Origin of the sequence: Streptomyces sp. AA1529 (genome assembly GCF_000280905.1) — a bacterium.
GTDB lineage: Bacteria > Actinomycetota > Actinomycetes > Streptomycetales > Streptomycetaceae > Streptomyces.
The window spans coordinates 119,033-136,530 of record NZ_ALAP01000032.1; the positions used below are offsets into that span (position 1 = coordinate 119,033).

The 17,498-nt window shown below is 72.3% G+C and carries 14 protein-coding genes and 2 pseudogenes; 15 read left to right on the top strand and 1 reads right to left on the bottom strand.

What is annotated here, in order from left to right; translation table 11 throughout:
• The first annotated feature begins 49 nt into the window (after positions 1 to 49).
• The 6 genes and pseudogenes from A949_RS0109860 (at position 50) to A949_RS0109885 (ending at position 5,591) form a co-directional block, all read left to right on the top strand.
• Positions 50 to 568 carry a hypothetical protein gene (locus tag A949_RS0109860; protein ID WP_019355842.1) on the top strand — a complete coding sequence of 173 codons (519 nt, stop codon included), beginning with the start codon at positions 50 to 52 and terminating at the stop codon, positions 566 to 568.
• 61 nt (positions 569 to 629) lie between these two features.
• Positions 630 to 869: pseudogene (locus A949_RS0109865) on the top strand (YraN family protein); the annotation flags it as partial.
• Positions 869 to 2,482, top strand: coding sequence for a YifB family Mg chelatase-like AAA ATPase (locus A949_RS0109870; protein ID WP_019355844.1), 1,614 nt, complete (start codon positions 869 to 871; stop codon positions 2,480 to 2,482). The pseudogene A949_RS0109865 and the gene A949_RS0109870, both read left to right, overlap by 1 nt.
• On the top strand, positions 2,479 to 3,801 hold the full coding sequence (gene dprA / locus A949_RS0109875) for a DNA-processing protein DprA (protein WP_019355845.1): 1,323 nt from the start codon (positions 2,479 to 2,481) through the stop codon (positions 3,799 to 3,801). The genes A949_RS0109870 and dprA overlap by 4 nt, the downstream gene beginning before the upstream one ends.
• Before the next feature lie 295 nt (positions 3,802 to 4,096).
• Positions 4,097 to 4,951 carry an RNA polymerase sigma factor WhiG gene (gene whiG, locus A949_RS0109880; RefSeq protein WP_019355846.1) on the top strand — a complete coding sequence of 285 codons (855 nt, stop codon included), beginning with the start codon at positions 4,097 to 4,099 and terminating at the stop codon, positions 4,949 to 4,951.
• Positions 4,952 to 5,051: 100 nt separating this feature from the next.
• The gene (locus tag A949_RS0109885) at positions 5,052 to 5,591 is read left to right on the top strand and encodes a TetR/AcrR family transcriptional regulator (RefSeq protein WP_078534041.1); all 540 of its coding nucleotides are present in this window, start codon (positions 5,052 to 5,054) and stop codon (positions 5,589 to 5,591) included.
• 382 nt (positions 5,592 to 5,973) lie between these two features.
• On the opposite strand, the pseudogene A949_RS39740 reads toward A949_RS0109885, so the two are convergent.
• Positions 5,974 to 6,615, bottom strand: a pseudogene (locus A949_RS39740) (peptidoglycan DD-metalloendopeptidase family protein); the annotation flags it as partial.
• Positions 6,616 to 7,129: 514 nt separating this feature from the next.
• Between A949_RS39740 and rpsB the strand changes: the two are divergent.
• The 9 genes from rpsB to A949_RS0109930 all read left to right on the top strand — a co-directional run bounded on the left by rpsB (position 7,130) and on the right by A949_RS0109930 (position 17,486).
• Positions 7,130 to 8,074 (top strand): 30S ribosomal protein S2, encoded by a 945-nt coding sequence (gene rpsB / locus A949_RS0109890; RefSeq protein WP_019355848.1) that lies wholly within the window; start codon positions 7,130 to 7,132, stop codon positions 8,072 to 8,074.
• Positions 8,075 to 8,221: 147 nt separating this feature from the next.
• Positions 8,222 to 9,058, top strand: coding sequence for a translation elongation factor Ts (gene tsf / locus A949_RS0109895; RefSeq protein WP_019355849.1), 837 nt, complete (start codon positions 8,222 to 8,224; stop codon positions 9,056 to 9,058).
• 197 nt (positions 9,059 to 9,255) lie between these two features.
• Positions 9,256 to 10,011 carry a UMP kinase gene (gene pyrH, locus A949_RS0109900; RefSeq protein ID WP_026004505.1) on the top strand — a complete coding sequence of 252 codons (756 nt, stop codon included), beginning with the start codon at positions 9,256 to 9,258 and terminating at the stop codon, positions 10,009 to 10,011.
• Between the two features lie 271 nt (positions 10,012 to 10,282).
• Positions 10,283 to 10,840: a ribosome recycling factor gene (gene frr, locus A949_RS0109905; RefSeq protein ID WP_019355851.1), complete on the top strand. Its 558-nt coding sequence runs from the start codon at positions 10,283 to 10,285 to the stop codon at positions 10,838 to 10,840.
• A gap of 39 nt (positions 10,841 to 10,879) precedes the next feature.
• Positions 10,880 to 12,061, top strand: coding sequence for a phosphatidate cytidylyltransferase (locus A949_RS0109910; protein WP_026004506.1), 1,182 nt, complete (start codon positions 10,880 to 10,882; stop codon positions 12,059 to 12,061).
• Between the two features lie 200 nt (positions 12,062 to 12,261).
• Entirely contained in the window at positions 12,262 to 13,368 is a 1,107-nt protein-coding gene (rlmN, locus tag A949_RS0109915) for a 23S rRNA (adenine(2503)-C(2))-methyltransferase RlmN (RefSeq protein ID WP_019355853.1), read from the top strand.
• Positions 13,369 to 13,539: 171 nt separating this feature from the next.
• Complete coding sequence (locus A949_RS0109920; protein WP_019355854.1) at positions 13,540 to 14,616, top strand: thiamine ABC transporter substrate-binding protein; 1,077 nt, start codon at positions 13,540 to 13,542, stop codon at positions 14,614 to 14,616.
• 140 nt (positions 14,617 to 14,756) lie between these two features.
• A complete protein-coding gene (locus A949_RS0109925) occupies positions 14,757 to 16,367 on the top strand; it encodes an ABC transporter permease (protein ID WP_026004507.1) in 1,611 nt (536 codons plus the stop codon).
• Positions 16,368 to 17,486, top strand: coding sequence for an ABC transporter ATP-binding protein (locus A949_RS0109930; RefSeq protein ID WP_019355856.1), 1,119 nt, complete (start codon positions 16,368 to 16,370; stop codon positions 17,484 to 17,486).
• Positions 17,487 to 17,498: the final 12 nt, after the last annotated feature.

Here is a 17,498-nt window from a genome sequence, read left to right on the forward strand (position 1 = left end):
TGCGGTGCCTTACCATGACTTCTCCGTATCTGACGGTAAGGAGCTAGGCGTGCCGGTGTTTTTCGGTGATCTCCCGGACTTCTCGGACTTGGATTTCCGCAAGCTCGACCCCGACTACGACGCTCTCGCCGCTGCCCAAGATCGGATGCGCCGGGCGCGGGACCGAGACGTGTCGCCCACCATGGAAGAGGTTCAAGGGCTCATGAAGGCGTGCTGGCAGCGCATCAATGAGCTCCGGCTCCCCGAAGTGCCCGGCGGCGACCGGCTCTACGTTCTGGCCTTTGAAGGCCCCCACCCATACCTCAAGGTCGGTCGGTCGAAGGATCTTGAGCTCAAGAGTCGCATCGTGAAGCATGAACACGACGCGGCGATCCAGTTCTCCATACTCTTCGACGCATGGGTCTCCGAGTCTTGCCCTGACGCCTACCCGTGGGAACAGCGGGTCTTGGCCCGGCTTGACAAGGTTGTGGCTGCCTCCCCCTATGTCACCAAGATGTTCGAGGAGTACTACTACGGCCTGTCCTTCCACCAAGCCGTGTTGGCCGCAGAGATGGAACAGAACTTGTGAGGCAGCAGTCTCCAGGGGCTGAATAGCGCAGGGTTGGAACACCGACTCTTCCCCAGTCGCCGACGCCGTCGTGATCTGCGAGGTCAAGACCCGCAGGGCCGTCCCGTTCCAGACCCCCATGGGCAGCCTGCCACCGGCGCGCACGGCCCGGCTGCGGCGGCTGGCGGGACGCTGGCTCACCGAGCGCTGGATCGCGCGCTACGGGCGCCCGCCCACCGGCGGAGTGCGCCTCGACCTCATCGGCATCGTCCTGCCCGGCCGGGGCGCGCCCGTCGTGGAGCACGTCCGGGGGATCGGCTGATGGCCTTCGCCCGTACCTGCGCGGTCGCACTCGTGGGGGTCGAGGGGGTGCTGGTCGAGGTCCAGGCCGATCTGGAACCGGGCGTCGCGGCCTTCACCCTGGTGGGACTCCCCGACAAGAGCCTCACCGAGAGCCGGGACCGGGTCCGGGCCGCGGTGGTGAACTCCGGGGTGCCCTGGCCGCAGAAGAAGCTCACCGTCGGCCTCAGCCCCGCCTCGGTGCCCAAGGGCGGCAGCGGCTTCGACATCGCCGTCGCCTGCGCCGTCCTCGCCGCGGCCGAACGCCTCGACCCGCGCCAGACCGCCGAAGTCGTGATGATCGGGGAACTGGGCCTCGACGGCCGGGTGCTGCCGGTCCGCGGAGTCCTCCCCGCCGTGCTCGCCGCCGCCGACGCGGGGTACCGGCAGGTGGTCGTGGCCGAGCAGAACGCGGCGGAGGCCGCGCTGGTCCCCGACGTCTCCGTAGTCGGGGTGCGCAGCCTGCGCCGACTCATCGCCGTACTGGCCGACGAACCGGTCCCAGACGAACCGGAGGGCACCGACGGAGGACCGCTCGGCGCCGCTCGCGCCGGGCTCACCGGACTCCCCTCGGCGCCGGGTCTCACCGGCCTGCTCGGCGAAGAGCGGCCCGTGGACCTCGCCGACGTGGCGGGGCAGCACCGTGCCCGGCACGCACTGGAGATCTCCGCTGCGGGCCGGCACCACCTCTACTTCAAGGGCCCGCCGGGCGCCGGGAAGACGATGCTGGCAGAGCGGCTGCCCGGCCTGCTGCCTCCGCTCGGCAGAAAGGAGTCGCTGGAGGTCACCGCCGTGCACTCGGTCGCGGGCGCCCTGCCCGGTGGCCGGCCGCTGGTCGCCAGGCCGCCCTATTGCGCCCCGCACCACTCGGCCACCATGGCCGCGCTCATCGGCGGCGGCTCCGGCCTGCCCCGCCCCGGCGCGGTCTCCCTCGCTCACAATGGCGTACTTTTTCTGGACGAAGCAGCAGAATGCGGGTCACAGGTCCTGGACGCCTTGCGGCAGCCGCTGGAGTCGGGGCACGTCGTGGTGGCCCGGGCCGCCGGGATGATGCGGATGCCGGCCCGCTTCCTGCTGGCGCTGGCCGCCAACCCGTGTCCCTGCGGGCGGCACGGCAGCACCGGCGGCGGGTGCGAGTGCAGGCCCTCCGCGGTGCGCCGCTACCGGGCGCGGCTCTCCGGGCCGCTGCTGGACCGCGTCGACCTGCGGGTCGCCGTGGCGCCGCCGGCCCGCTCCGAGCTGGCCGCGGTGGACGGCCGTGCGGAGTCCACCCGCGTGGTGGCGGCCCGGGTCCAGGAAGCGCGGGAGCGCGCCGCGCTGCGGTACGCGGAGACGCCGTGGCAGACCAACAGCGAGGTCCCAGGGCACGAACTGCGCACCCGCCATCCAGCGGTCCCCGGAGCGCTCGCCGACGCCGAGGACGATCTGGAGCGCGGACTGCTCACCGCACGCGGCCTCGACCGGGTGCTGCGGGTCGCCTGGACCGTCGCCGACCTCGCGGGACACCCCCGGCCCACCCGTGACGACGTCCGCGCCGCCCTGGAGCTGAGGACCGGCATCCGCCGGGGCTCCCCGACCGCGGAGGTACCCGTATGACGGCAGAGCACCCGCGGCCGGGAGCAGAGCGTGCCACCCCCGGCGGCACCCCGCCTCCGCCCCCGCCACCGGCCGTCCCGGAGCACGGGGAGCCCGCCGGGCCGGACAGCCGCGCGGCGCCCCACACGGCCGCCGCGACCTCCCGGAGGGCCACCGGGCAGCCCGGAGCGGCCCGGCCGGGGCAAGCGCCCGAGGAGCCCGAGCGTCTCGCACGGGCGGCCCTCACCCGCATCGCGGAGCCGGGCGACGAACTCGTCGGAAGGTGGCTGGCCGCGCACGGAGCATGCGCGGTCGTGGCGGCCCTGAACGGAAGCGGGCCGGCCCTCGGCGGTACGGGGGAGCGGCGATGGGCGGGGCTGAGGCTGCGGGCCGCCCGCGCACGGCCGCACGCGGACCTGGCCGCCATCGTCGCGGGCGGCGGCCGGTTCGTCTGCCCGGGGGACTCCGAATGGCCCCGCCAGCTCGACGACTTGGGCCACAGCGCGCCGTTCGGGCTGTGGCTGAGAGGCGAGCCCTCCCTCCGGTTGTGGGCGCTGCGCTCGGTCGCCGTAGTCGGCGCCCGCGCCTGTACCGAGTACGGCGCGCACTGCGCCGCCGCGCTCGGTGCAGGACTCGCCGAACGCGGATGGACCGTGGTGTCGGGCGCCGCCTACGGCATCGACGCCGCTGCCCATCGCGGGGCTCTGGCCGTCCGGGGGCCTACCGCGGGGGTTCTGGCCTGCGGGGCCGACGTCGCCTACCCGCCGGGCAACCAGGAGTTGATCCGCGCGGTGGGTGAGCGCGGCCTGCTGATCGCGGAGCTGCCGCCCGGTGACCACCCCACCCGCAGCAGATTCGTGCTGCGGAACCGGGTGATCGCCGCGCTCACCCGCGGAACGGTCGTGGTGGAGGCGGCCCTGCGCAGCGGAGCGCTGGTCACGGCCCGACGCGCCCGGGTTCTGGGACGGCAACTGATGGGCGTGCCCGGCCCGGTCACCTCCGGGCTGTCCCAGGGTGTCCACGAACTCCTGCGCGGCGAGGCCACCGTGGTCACCGACGCCGACGAAGTGATCGAACAGGTCGGGATGGTCGGTGAGCTGGCTCCCGAGCGCCGGGCGCCGGCCGTGCCGAGGGATGCGTTGAGTCCCGGCGCGGCGCGCGTCCTGGAGGCGCTTCCCGGCCGGGGAACGGGCGAGCTCGCTCGGATCGCGTGTTCCGCGGGTGCCCCGCCGGGTGAAGTGCTCGCACGCCTCCACGAACTGCGGGCGCTGGGCTTCGTCGAACGAGACGGTGAGTGCTGGCAGTTGACCGCGCTGGGCAAGGGACACCCCATCGGGTGATGAGGCGGTCCTTGACCTGGGGCTATCGGGTGAAAGGGTGAGCTGTGCGCGCTCGCCGGGGCGGTGCGGGTCCCGCAGGGCAGGCCACCCCGGCCCCGTGCCCGGTCATCCGGGCCGCGTCCGTCTCCAGCACCGCCGGACAACCGCGGAAGGGAGCATGCCGACGCGGGGAGGAAAACAGGACGTCGCTTACCGCGACGCCGCGGTCACGCTACGCTCACATCATCTCGCAACCAGACCCACGCTTCCGGACCGACAGACCACCACTACCCAGCAGAACGGCTCAAGGCGACGTATGCCTCAGCACATCTCCGGGCCCGACCGCACCGCCGCAGCGGCCGCCGCAGCCGCACGCATCGTGGTCGACGACGATACGCCCAGGACTGCGCCCAGCTCGCTGGATGAACTCTGGCGGTCCTACAAGGCCACAGCGGACAGCGGGCTGCGCGAACAGCTCATCCTGCACTATTCGCCGCTGGTCAAGTACGTCGCGGGCAGGGTCAGCGTCGGCCTGCCGTCCAATGTCGAGCAGGCCGACTTCGTCTCCTCCGGGGTCTTCGGACTCATCGATGCCATCGAGAAGTTCGACCCCTCCCGCTCCATCAAGTTCGAGACCTACGCCATCACCCGCATCCGGGGCGCGATGATCGACGAACTGCGGGCGCTGGACTGGATCCCCCGGTCGGTGCGGCAGAAGGCCCGCGCCGTGGAGCGTGCCTACGCCACCCTCGAGGCACGGCTGCGGCGCAGCCCCTCCGAGTCGGAAGTCGCCGGGGAGATGGGCATCGAGACGGAGGAACTGCACGGCGTCTTCAGTCAGTTGTCCCTGGCCAACGTGGTGGCTCTGGAAGAGCTGCTGCACGTCGGGGGCGATGGCGGCGACCGGCTGAGTCTGGTGGACACGCTGGAGGACACCGCGGCCGACAACCCCGTCGAGGTAGCCGAGGACCGGGAGCTGCGCAGGCTGCTGGCGCGGGCCATCAACACCCTCCCCGAACGGGAGAAGACGGTCGTGACCCTCTACTACTACGAAGGTCTCACCCTCGCCGAGATCGGCCAGGTGCTCGGGGTCACGGAGAGCAGGGTCAGCCAGATCCACACCAAATCGGTTCTGCAACTCCGTGCCAAGCTCGCCGACGCGGGGCGCTGACCAAGCCGGTCGTGCGGGACCCGTGCAACTTTCGACCGTCCCTCCGTAAGCTGGGGACGTGCCCAGGATTCGAGCGGCCTCCGTGGCCGAGCACCGGACGATGCAGCGCGCGGCCCTGCTGGACGCCGCCAGGTCACTGCTGTCCGAGGGCGGTACGGAAGCCCTGACCTTCCCCGCCCTCGCGCAGCGCACCGGCTTGGCTCGCTCCTCCGTCTACGAGTACTTCCGCTCCCGCGCCGCGGTCGTCGAAGAGCTGTGCGCTGCCGACTTCCCGGTGTGGGCAGCCGAGGTCGAGTCGGCCATGCGAGCCGCACCGACGCCCGAAGGCAAGGTCGAGGCATACGTCCGCAGGCAGTTGGCCCTGGTGGGGGACCGCCGCCACCGCGCCGTCGTCGCGATCTCCGCGGGCGAACTGGACGCGGGGGCGCGCGAGCGGATCCGCGCCGCACACGGCGGGCTGATCTCGATGGTCGTCGAGGCGCTCGGCGAGCTGGGCCACGCCCAGCCCCGCCTCGTCGCCGTGCTGCTGCAGGGCGTCGTGGACGCGGGGGTGCGCCGTGTCGAACTCGGGGCGGCCGAGGATCCGGAGCAGATCGCCGAGGCCGCCGTCGCCATGGCGCTGAACGGCGTCCGGGGCTGACGGCGGACAGGCCCTCGGGGGCGGCCGGACGCTCCACTCTCCGGCGGGCCGATCGGCCGCCACCGCCCGCGGGGCGCGGCGCGGCCCGGGGGCTGCCGTTCACCCGCCGGTGCGCCCACAGCGCGCCCAGTGCGAGAGCCGAGGCGCCGAGTCCTGCCGCCGGGCCGTCTCCGCCGGCCGCGGCAGCCTGCGGCACCCGGTCCGCTCCGCTGTCCGCCGGTTCGCGCCGCTGCGGTGTGCTGTCCTCACCCGGTACCGGCACCCCGCGGACCGGCAGCAGCCGGGAGGGTCCGCCCAGGAGCGCGGAGGGCAGCAGGGAGAGCGGGTCCAGGTAGCGCTTGCCCCGCAGCAGTCCCCAGTGCAGGCAGGTGGGCGGACAGTGCGTGCCGCGCAGGAGCGTGCCGACGCGCTGGCCTGCCCGCACCCGCTCGCCCTTGCGCACGGAGGGCCGCACCGGCTGGTACGTCGTCCGCAGCGGGGGCTGTCCCGAGCCGCTGAGCCGGATGGACACCACCCACCGCCCCGCGACCCGGCCGGCGAACGACACCCGGCCCGCCGCGACCGCGCGCACCGGCCGCCCGGCGCCGGAGGCGAGGTCGACCCCGCGGTGGCCCGCCGCCCACGGTTCCGGCGGTGGATCCCAGCCGCGCAGCACCCGCGGCCGCCGGGCACCGCTTCTTCCCCGGACCGGCCAGACCCGCCCGGCCACCGGGAGATCCGTTTCCCGAACCGGGGGATCGCGGTCACCGGACGCGTGGCTCGGCCCGCTCCCCTCTCCTGCGGGCTCCCGGGGGTCCTCGGCCGCGGACTGTTCCAGCGGATGGGCTGCGGCGGATGCGGGCGCCGTGCCCACCTGGGGAAGGGGGCTCAGCCAGACCAGCAGTCCCAGCAGCACGACGACTCGCTCCGCCGCACACGTGGCGGAGCGAGCCGCTCTCCGCTGCCGCGGAGCGCGGGAACGGGAAGGCCGGGAGGCCGGGAGAGCGCGGCGCGAGCCGGCGCCCGGGGAGGGGTGCTGTTCCATGGGAGAACGGTGGCCCGGTTCGCCGTCGCGCGGGGATCATGGTCCGGAGTTGTGGACAACCGGCCGGCTGCGGACAGCTCCGTCACCCGGACGAGGGGATCCGGGCCGCACAGGAAACGGGGGGGACCCGGGCGGCACGGGAGCGGCCGCGAAGCCGTTCCACGCTCGTCACCGTGCCAGGGAGCTGGTCCGGACGGCATTCTGGCACCCGCACGGACTCCGCGCCCCGCACCCTCGCGGAGCTCCGGTGCCGGGAGCCCGCGGTGCGGCTCCCGGCTCCCGGCACCCGGCGGGCGCGGTGCCCCTCCGCGGTCCCGTACACTGCTGGTGCGGCCCGGGTGACCGGGCTGACTTCGCACGCCCCGCCACCCTCACCCGGTGGCCGCGCATCTCGGTCCCAGGAACGGTCCCGGTCTCCACGCCGGAACCCTCCGGGCGGCGCGTCGGGGGCGTCAGGCAAGCGGGGGCGTCCGGCCTCCGCTGACGACAACCGAGTACACCAAGGAGAACGGCCATGGCCGTCGTCACGATGCGGGAGCTGCTGGAGAGCGGCGTCCACTTCGGGCACCAGACCCGCCGCTGGAACCCGAAGATGAAGCGCTTCATCTTCACCGAGCGCAACGGCATCTACATCATCGACCTGCTCCAGTCGCTGTCGTACATCGACCGCGCCTACGAGTTCGTCAAGGAGACCGTCGCCCACGGCGGCTCCATCATGTTCGTCGGCACCAAGAAGCAGGCCCAGGAGGCCATCGCCGAGCAGGCCACCCGCGTGGGCATGCCCTACGTGAACCAGCGCTGGCTCGGCGGCATGCTCACCAACTTCTCGACGGTCTACAAGCGGCTGCAGCGCCTCAAGGAGCTGGAGCAGATCGACTTCGAGGACGTGGCCGCCTCCGGCCTCACCAAGAAGGAGCTGCTGGTCCTCTCCCGCGAGAAGGCCAAGCTGGAGAAGACCCTCGGTGGTATCCGCGAGATGCAGAAGGTGCCCAGCGCCGTCTGGATCGTGGACACCAAGAAGGAGCACATCGCCGTCGGCGAGGCGCGCAAGCTCAACATCCCGGTGGTGGCGATCCTCGACACCAACTGCGACCCCGACGAGGTCGACTACAAGATCCCGGGCAACGACGACGCGATCCGCTCCGTCACCCTGCTGACCCGCGTGATCGCCGACGCCGTGGCCGAGGGCCTCATCGCCCGTTCGTCCGGCGGCTCCGGCGAAGGCAAGGGCGAGAAGGCCGCCGGTGAGCCGCTGGCCGAGTGGGAGCGCGACCTCCTCGAGGGCGAGAAGGCCGCCGAGAAGCCGGCCGCCGAGGCCGAGAAGCCCGCCGAGACCGAGGCGCAGCCCGCCGCCGAGGCCGCCGGTACCGCTGACGAGGCTGCCGGTACCGCCGCCGAGGCCGCCGGCACCGCCGCCGAGGGCGAGCAGGCGGCGGCCCCCGCCGAGCAGCAGGGCTGACCCACGGCCCACGTGGATCACGTGGGCCCACAGGTCCGCGGTGGGACGGCGGGGGCTGGGTGCCCCCGCCGTCCAGCCGTGAGCTGAGCCGGTCCCGTGTGACTCCGAACCAACCTCACCGACTTTCCGAGAAGAGATTCACAGACCATGGCGAACTACACCGCCGCCGACGTCAAGAAGCTCCGGGAGCTGACCGGCGCCGGCATGATGGACTGCAAGAAGGCGCTGGACGAGGCCGAGGGCAACGTCGACAAGGCCGTCGAGGTTCTGCGCGTCAAGGGCCAGAAGGGCGTGGCCAAGCGCGAGAGCCGCACCGCCGAGAACGGCGCGGTCATCACCCGCATCGCCGCCGACAACGCCACCGGTGTGCTGGTCGAGCTCAAGTGCGAGACGGACTTCGTCGCCAAGGGTGAGAAGTTCATCGCCGCCGCCGAGGCCATCGCCGCGCACATCGAGGCCACCTCCCCGGCCGACATCGACGCGCTGCTCGCCTCCGAGATCGAGTCCGGCAAGACCGTCCAGGCGTACGTCGACGAGGCCAACGCCGGCCTCGGCGAGAAGATCGTGCTGGACCGCTTCGCGCAGTTCTCCGGCGCCTTCGTCGGCTCCTACCTGCACCGCACCAGCCCGGACCTGCCCCCGCAGGTCGGCGTGCTGGTCGAGCTGGACGCCGCGAACGAGGAGATCGCCAAGGACGTCGCGCAGCACATCGCCGCCTTCGCCCCGGCCTACCTGACCCGCGAGGACATCCCGGAGGAGACGGTCGCCAACGAGCGCCGCATCGCCGAGGAGACCGCCCGCGAGGAGGGCAAGCCCGAGGCCGCCCTGCCGAAGATCATCGAAGGCCGGGTCAACGGCTTCTTCAAGGAGAACACCCTCCTGGACCAGCCCTTCGCCAAGGACAACAAGAAGTCCGTGCAGAAGGTCCTGGAAGAGGCCGGTGTCTCGCTGAAGCGCTTCGCCCGCTTCCGCGTCGGCGCCTGAGGACCCGGTTCCCGACGCACGCCGCAGGCCGGTTCTGCTCGCTCGGGGGTGGGGCGCACCGGGTAGCGCGCACGGAACCGGCACGGGCCCGATAAGGTCGGGCACAGGGCAGTTGTGACGAGGAGGCCATTGCCGCAGAGGGAACCGCGAGGATCCATCGGCAATGGCCTCTTTCGTATGTGCACGAGGAGATCTCCATGAGCAGCAATGACACCGACAACGACAGCGACGGCCGACGGCGCTTCCTGCTGAAGCTCTCCGGCGAGGCGTTCGCCGGTGGCGGCGGACTCGGTGTCGATCCCGACGTCGTGCACAAGATGGCCCGGGAGATCGCCTCGGTGGTCCAGGACGGGGCCGAGATGGCCGTCGTCATCGGCGGCGGCAACTTCTTCCGGGGCGCCGAGCTCCAGCAGCGCGGCATGGACCGCGCGCGCTCGGACTACATGGGCATGCTCGGCACCGTGATGAACTGCCTGGCGCTCCAGGACTTCCTGGAGAAGGAGGGCATCGACTCGCGGGTGCAGACCGCCATCACGATGGGGCAGGTCGCCGAGCCCTACATCCCGCTCCGCGCCATCCGGCACCTGGAGAAGGGCCGCGTCGTCATCTTCGGCGCCGGGATGGGGATGCCCTACTTCTCCACCGACACCACGGCCGCCCAGCGTGCTCTGGAGATCAACGCCGAGGTGATGCTCATGGGCAAGAACGGCGTGGACGGCGTCTACGACTCCGACCCGGCGCGCAACCCCGCGGCGGTCAAGTTCGACGCGCTCGAGTACGGCGAGGTCATCACCCGGGATCTCAAGGTCGCCGACATGACCGCGATCACGCTCTGCCGGGACAACAAGCTGCCGATCCTCGTCTTCGAGCTGCTGGCCGAAGGCAATATCGGCCGCGCCGTCAAGGGTGAGAAGATCGGCACCCTGGTCAGCAACCAGGGCACCCGGCCCTGACCGGCCCCGACTCCGGCTCCGACCCCGGGCCCGGCACCGGCCCGGCCGGTGGAGCCGCGGATCCGGCCGGCCGTCCGGCCACCGGTCGGCCGGCGCCGACGGCAACACCGTCGCGCCGGAACGGCACGGTACGGGGATGGACAACAGCCTGCCGGTCGGACACCGTGCAGGCAGCAGGGCATCGCGGGGGCCGGGGCGGCCCGCGGGGCGGCCGTCAGCTCACAGCCCCGGATGAAGCAGTCAGGCTCATTCATCGAACCAGGAGCACGTGGTGATCGAAGAGACCCTCCTCGAAGCCGAGGAAAAGATGGAGAAGGCGGTCGTCGTCGCCAAGGAGGACTTCGCCGCTATCCGAACCGGCCGTGCGCACCCGGCGATGTTCAACAAGATCGTGGCCGAGTACTACGGCACGATGACGCCGATCAACCAGCTCGCGTCGTTCTCCGTACCGGAGCCCCGGATGGCGGTGGTCACCCCGTTCGACAAGAGCTCGCTGCGCAACATCGAACAGGCCATCCGCGACTCGGACCTGGGCGTCAACCCGTCGAATGACGGCCATATCATCCGGGTGACATTCCCCGAGCTCACCGAAGAACGCCGTCGGGAGTACATCAAGGTCGCCAAGGCCAAGGGCGAGGACGCCAAGATCTCCATCCGGAGCATCCGGCGCAAGGCCAAGGAGGCCATGGACAAGGCCATCAAGGACGGCGAGGTCGGTGAGGACGAGGGCCGCAGGGGCGAGAAGGAACTCGACGACACCACCTCCAAGTACGTCGCACAGGTGGACGAGCTGCTCAAGCACAAGGAGTCCGAGCTGCTCGAAGTCTGAGCCCACCGTCCCAAGGTCCGAGGTCGAAGGCTGCTATCTGTGAACGACTCATCCTGGGGAGCGCCGCAACCGGACGCGGGCTACTGGGGCCCTCCCGAGCAGGGCTCCGCCGCGCCCGCGGCGATGCCCCGCCCGGGCGATGGTCCGGTGTCCGCCCACGACGTGAGCGTCCCCGTGCACGATGTGGGCGGCGACGCGTCGCAGACTCGGCGTATGCCCATTGCACCCGACCCCGGGAGCCCCGGTGACGCCGGAGACGGCCGTGCCGGCCGGCCCGGCCCCGACGGCTCCGGACCCACAGATCCCGCCGGTCCCTCCGGCGGCGCGCGGCACGGCCAGGACGGGCCGGAACCGCCGCACACCCCCAGGCAGCCCGAAGCGCCCGCGGCCGCGGAAGTGGGCAGGAAGCGCGCCGGGCGGGACCTGCCCGCGGCGATAGGGGTCGGCCTGGGCCTCGGCGTCGTCATCCTCGCCGCGCTGTTCCTCTACAAACCGGCCTTCCTCGGCGTCATCGTGCTGGCGGTCGTCGTCGGGCTCTGGGAACTGACCTCGCGGCTGCGGGAGCGCAAGGAGATCCAGGTCCCGCTGGTGCCGCTGGCGCTCGGCGGTGCGGCCATGACGGTCGCCGGCTATCTGCGGGGCGCGGAGGGCGCCTGGATCGCCATGGCCCTCACGGCGCTGGCCGTGCTGGCCTGGCGCATGACGCAGCCCGCGGCCGACTACCTGCGGGATGTGACGGCGTCCCTCTTCGCCGCCTTCTACGTGCCCTTCCTCGCGACTTTCGTCGCCCTGATGCTGGCGGCGGACGACGGACCCTGGCGGGTGCTGACGTTCCTGATCCTGACCGTGGTCAGCGACACCGGCGCCTACGCGGTGGGCTGGCGGTTCGGGCGGCACAAGCTGGCCCCGCGGATCAGCCCCGGGAAGACCCGGGAGGGACTGGTCGGCGCGGTGGCCTTCGCCATGGCGGCGGGCGCCCTGTGCACGCAGTTCCTGATCGACGACGGGCGCTGGTGGCAGGGTCTGCTGCTGGGGCTCGCGGTCGCGGTCAGCGCCACTCTGGGCGATCTGGGCGAGTCGATGATGAAGCGCGACCTGGGCATCAAGGACATGGGAACCCTGTTGCCCGGGCACGGCGGCATCATGGACCGGCTCGACTCGCTGCTGCCGACCGCGCCGGTGGTCTGGCTGCTGCTGGTGGTCTTCGTCGGCGCCGGCTGAGCCCACCCCGTCCGACTCATCCGACCGCGCGGCAGCGGGACCCAGGGGCCCTCGGCTCCTTCCGCGACCCGTCCGGCCCCCACCGCCTCCGCATCCTGCGGGGGCGGTTTCCGGGCCGGGCGGGGCCGGCGGCCGGGGGACCACCGCCCTGTCCCGCTGACCAGCGGCACGCCAAAATGATCTGCGACACTGGTACGGCTATGCCTGCACCCGGAGAACTCACGTTCGTCGCCCCGCGCGGCGCCAAGAAGCCGCCCCGTCACCTTGCCGATCTCGCTCCCGAGGAGCGCCGTGCGGCGGTCGAGGAGCTCGGCGAGAAGCCCTTCCGCGCCAAGCAGCTCTCGCAGCATTACTTCGCGCGGCTGGCCCACGATCCGCAGCAGTGGACCGACATCCCGGCCGCTGCCCGCGAGAAGCTGGCGTCCGGGCTGCTGCCCGACCTGATGAGTGTGGTGCGGCACATCAGCTGCGACGACGACGCCACCCGCAAGACGCTGTGGCGGCTGCACGACGGGACGCTCGTGGAGTCCGTCCTGATGCGGTACCCGGACCGGGTCACCATGTGCATCAGCTCGCAGGCGGGCTGCGGGATGAACTGCCCGTTCTGTGCCACGGGCCAGGCCGGTCTGGACCGGAATCTGAGCACCGCGGAGATCGTCCACCAGATCGTGGACGGGATGCGGGCCCTGCGGGACGGCGAGGTGCCCGGCGGGCCGGCGCGGCTGTCGAACATCGTCTTCATGGGGATGGGCGAGCCGCTGGCCAACTACAAGCGGGTGGTCGGCGCCATCCGGCGGCTGACCGATCCCGAGCCGGACGGCCTCGGGCTGTCCCAGCGGGGTATCACCGTCTCCACGGTCGGGCTCGTGCCCGCGATGCTGCGCTTCGCCGACGAGGGTTTCAAATGCCGGCTGGCGCTCTCCCTGCACGCGCCCGACGACGAACTGCGGGACACCCTGGTGCCGGTCAACACCCGGTGGAAGGTGCGCGAGGTACTCGACGCCGCCTGGGAGTACGCGGCCAGGTCCGGGCGCCGGGTCTCCATCGAGTACGCGTTGATCAAGGACATCAACGACCAGGCGTGGCGTGCCGATCTGCTGGGCCGGCTGCTCAAGGGCAAGCGGGTGCACGTCAACCTCATCCCGCTGAATCCGACGCCCGGCTCCAAGTGGACCGCCTCCCGGCCCGAGGACGAGGCCGAGTTCGTACGGACGCTGGAGTCGCACGGTGTACCCGTGACCGTTCGGGACACCCGGGGTCAGGAGATCGACGGTGCGTGCGGCCAGCTCGCGGCGACCGAACGCTGACGCCTGACTGGTAGTGTTCGAACGGGCCGCCCGGTGCGGCCCGCACAACCGAACAGCCGAACAGCCGACAGGGGAGCGCTCACAGCGCTGAGAGTGCGGCCGTACGCCCCGTACGTGCCGCAGACCCTCGAACCTCGCCCGGGTCATGCCGGGTAGGAAGTCGATGCACTGATGAAGAAGCACGCACGGCGGGCTGCCGCCGCAACCACCGCTGTCCTCACTCTCGCAGTTCTGGCCACCGCCTGCGGCGGCTCGGACGACAGCGCGGACTCCAAGACGGTCACTCTCGTCACCCACGACTCGTTCGCCGTCTCGAAGTCCGTGCTGAAGGACTTCGAGAAGCGCAGCGGCTACAAGGTCGAGGTGCTGCGCGGCGGCGACGCGGGTGCCGCCGTGAACCAGGCGGTGCTCAACAAGGGCAACCCGCAGGGCGATGTCTTCTTCGGCGTCGACAACACGCTCCTCTCCCGCCCGCTCGACAAGGGCGTCTTCGCCCCCTACGAGGCCGAAGGCCTGGCGAAGGTGCCCGGGCGGCTGCAGGCCGACCCGGAGAAGCACCGGGTCACCCCGGTGGACACGGGTGACGTGTGCGTCAACTACGACCGCCGGTGGTTCGCCGACAAGAAGCTCGACCCGCCGCGTACCCTGCAGGACCTGGCGAAGCCCCGCTACAAGGACCTGCTGGTGACCGAGGACGCCGCCAACTCCTCTCCCGGACTGGCGTTCCTGCTGGCGAGCGTCGCCGAGTTCGGCGAGGACGGCTGGCAGGACTACTGGAAGAAGCTGCGCGCCAACGGGGCCGAGGTCGCCGGGAGCTGGGAGCAGGCCTACAACGACCGCTTCAGCGGCTCCCGCGAGGGCAAGGGCAAGGGCGACAAGCCGCTGGTCGTCTCCTACGCCTCCAGCCCGCCCGCCGAGGTCATGGGCGAGAAGAACCCGCCCGAACAGGCGCCGACCGGCGTGGCCAAGGGAACCTGCTTCCGGCAGACCGAGTACGCCGGGCTGCTCCGCGGCGCGAAGAACACCGAGGGCGGGCAGGCGCTGCTGGACTTCCTGCTCAGCAAGCGGTTCCAGGAGGACCTGCCGCTGAAGATGTTCGTCAACCCGGTCCGCGAGGACGCCCGGCTGCCGGAGCTGTTCACCAAGTACGGCGAGACCGTGGACGACCCCGCCACCGTCGCCCCGCGGAAGATCGCGGAACACCGGGAGCAGTGGATCAAGACGTGGACGTCGCTCGCCGTGAAGTAGCCGCCCGCGACGCCGCGGCCCGGGCCCTCCCGGACTCTCCGGAAGGGCCGGTGCCTCCCGGCGCCCCGGACGGCCCCACCGTGCGACCGTCCGCCGCCGCGAACCACCGCGGCGGCGGCTCCGGCGCGCGGCTCGCGCTGATGGCCGTCCCGGCGGCGTTCTTCGTGCTCTTCTTCGGCTACCCGGTGGCCGCGATCGTCCTCCGCGGGCTGCACGAGGGCGGCAGCTGGCGGACCGGCCGGATCGCCCGGGTGCTCGGCGATCCCGACATCCTCCAGGTGCTCTGGTTCACGCTGTGGCAGGCCGCGGCCTCCACCGCGCTCACTCTGGCGCTGGCCCTTCCCGGCGCCTACGTGTTCGCACGGTTCGACTTTCCGGGCAAGCAGCTGCTGCGCGCCGTGGTGACGGTGCCGTTCGTGCTGCCGACCGTCGTCGTCGGCTCCGCCTTCCTCGCGCTGGCCGGGCGCGGGGGAGCGCTGGACGTCTGGTTCGGGGTACGGCTGGACACCAGCGTGTGGGCGATCCTGCTGGCGCACGTCTTCTTCAACTACGCGGTTGTCGTGCGCACCGTCGGCAGCCTGTGGTCCCAGCTCGACCCGCGCCAGGAGGAAGCCGCACGCGTCCTGGGCGCCGGCCGGTTCACCGCCTGGCGGCGAGTCACCCTGCCCGCGCTGGCGCCGTCCGTGGCGGCGGCCGCACTGATCGTCTTTCTGTTCACCTTCACCAGCTTCGGCGTCATCCAGGTCCTGGGCGGGCCGCGGTACGCCACGCTGGAGGTCGAGATCTACCGGCAGACAGCCACCCTGCTGGACCTGCCGACCGCCGCCGTGCTGACGCTCACCCAACTCGCGGCCGTCGCCGCGCTGCTGGCCGTGCACGCCTGGGCACTGCGCAAGCGGGAGAGCGCGCTCAGCCTGGTGCCCGCTGAGCAGACCGCCCGCCGTCCGGCAGGGCCCGGCCAGTGGACGACGATCGGCGCCGTGCTGGGGGTGATGCTCGTGCTGACGGCCGCACCGCTGCTCGTACTGGTCCAGCGGGCACTCGACGGACCCGACGGATACGGTCTCGCCTTCTTCCGCGCGCTGGGCGCCCGCTCCGACAGCGCGACCTTCGTCGTCGCGCCCGTCGAGGCCATCGGCAACTCACTGGCCTACGCCGCCGTGGCGACGGCCATCGCCCTGGTGGTGGGCGGGCTGGCCGCCGCCGCCCTGACCCGGCGGGCCGGTCGGCTGGTGCGGGGTTTCGACGCGCTGCTGATGCTCCCGCTCGGCACCTCCGCCGTCACCGTCGGTTTCGGCTTCCTCGTCGCGCTGGACGAGCCGCCACTGGATCTGCGGTCGAGCTGGATCCTGGTACCGCTGGCCCAGGCGCTGGTCGGCGTGCCGTTCGTCATCCGCACCATGCTGCCGGTGCTGCGCGCCGTGGACGTGAGGCTGCGGGAGACCGCGGCCGTGCTGGGCGCCTCCCCGCTGCGGGCCTGGCGGGAGGTCGATTTCCCGCTGGTGCGCCGCGCGCTGCTGGTGGCCGCCGGGTTCGCCTTCACCGTCTCGCTGGGCGAGTTCGGCGCGACCGTGTTCATCGCCCGGCCCGACGCGCCCACCCTGCCGGTCGCGGTGGCCCGGCTGCTGGGGCGGGCCGGGGAGGCACACTACGGGCAGGCCATGGCCCTGAGCACGCTCCTCATGCTCGTCTGCGCGGGGGTACTGCTCGCGCTGGAGCGGGTGCGGACCGACGGCCGGAGGGAGTTGTAGATGCTGCGGTTGGACGGAGTGACCGTGAGCTTCGGCGAGCGGACCGCGTTGGACGCGGTCGGCCTCGAGGTGGCCGCGCACGAGACGGTGTGTGTCCTGGGGCCCAGCGGCAGCGGCAAGTCCACCCTGCTGCGCGTCGTCGCGGGGCTGCAGGAGGTCAGCAGCGGCCGGGTGCTGCTGTCGGGGCAGGACCAGACCGGTGTGCCGCCGCACCGGCGGGGCGTCGGCCTGATGTTCCAGGACCACCAGCTCTTCCCGCAGCGCGACGTCGCCGGAAACGTCGGCTTCGGACCGCGGATGCACGGCATGGGGCGGGCCGAGGCCGACCGCCGGGTCGCCGAGCTGCTGGACCTGGTGGGGCTGCCGGGGGCGGGACGGCGGGCGGTGACCGCGCTGTCCGGCGGCGAGCAGCAGCGGGTCGCGCTGGCCCGCGCGCTGGCCCCGGAGCCGAGGCTGCTGATGCTGGACGAGCCGCTGGGCCAGCTCGACCGCGGACTGCGCGAGCGCCTCGTCGTCGAGCTGCGCAGCCTGTTCCGCAGGCTGGGTACGACGGTGCTCGCGGTCACCCACGACCACGGGGAGGCGTTCGCGCTCGCCGACCGGGTCGTGGTGATGGAGCGCGGCCGCATCGCCCAGGCGGGCACCCCGCTGGAGGTCTGGCAGCGCCCCGCCTCCGAGTTCGTCGCCCGCTTCCTGGGATTCGACAACATCACCCCGGCCAGCGTCGACGACGGGACCGCGGACACCGTCTGGGGGAGGCTACCCGTGCCCGACGGCACCCCGCGGGGCGACGGCCAGGTGCTCGTGCGGCCCGGCGGTGTGCTGCTGCGCGAGCCCGGGGAGGGGCTGCGCTGCACGGTGGAGGCGCGCACGTTCCGCGGCGGGGACGCCTCCATGGTCACCGTGCTGCTGCGTCCGGACGCGGGACCGCCTCTGGAGGCGGCCTGCACGCTGCGGGACGCGCCGCGGGAGGGCGCCGAGGTGGGGGTCGTCTTCGACCCGCGGGAGGTGGTCGCCCTGGCTGCCCCGCACGGCGCACCGGAAGCACCCCGCACCCCCGCGCCGCGGAAGGCGGACCCGGGTCATGGCTCTCCGTCCGGCTCGGGCCGGATCCGGTAGCCGCAGGAGCGG

Excerpts from the sequence above, each read along its gene's own strand:
- A949_RS0109870 (WP_019355844.1), top strand. The coding sequence starts at position 869 with ATGGCCTTCGCCCGTACCTGCGCGGTCGCACTCGTGGGGGTCGAGGGG.
- dprA (WP_019355845.1), top strand. The coding sequence starts at position 2,479 with ATGACGGCAGAGCACCCGCGGCCGGGAGCAGAGCGTGCCACCCCCGGC.
- whiG (WP_019355846.1), top strand. The coding sequence starts at position 4,097 with ATGCCTCAGCACATCTCCGGGCCCGACCGCACCGCCGCAGCGGCCGCC.
- A949_RS0109885 (WP_078534041.1), top strand. The coding sequence starts at position 5,052 with ATGCAGCGCGCGGCCCTGCTGGACGCCGCCAGGTCACTGCTGTCCGAG.
- rpsB (WP_019355848.1), top strand. The coding sequence starts at position 7,130 with ATGGCCGTCGTCACGATGCGGGAGCTGCTGGAGAGCGGCGTCCACTTC.
- tsf (WP_019355849.1), top strand. The coding sequence starts at position 8,222 with ATGGCGAACTACACCGCCGCCGACGTCAAGAAGCTCCGGGAGCTGACC.
- pyrH (WP_026004505.1), top strand. The coding sequence starts at position 9,256 with ATGAGCAGCAATGACACCGACAACGACAGCGACGGCCGACGGCGCTTC.
- rlmN (WP_019355853.1), top strand. The coding sequence starts at position 12,262 with ATGCCTGCACCCGGAGAACTCACGTTCGTCGCCCCGCGCGGCGCCAAG.
- A949_RS0109920 (WP_019355854.1), top strand. The coding sequence starts at position 13,540 with ATGAAGAAGCACGCACGGCGGGCTGCCGCCGCAACCACCGCTGTCCTC.
- A949_RS0109925 (WP_026004507.1), top strand. The coding sequence starts at position 14,757 with ATGGCCGTCCCGGCGGCGTTCTTCGTGCTCTTCTTCGGCTACCCGGTG.
- A949_RS0109930 (WP_019355856.1), top strand. The coding sequence starts at position 16,368 with ATGCTGCGGTTGGACGGAGTGACCGTGAGCTTCGGCGAGCGGACCGCG.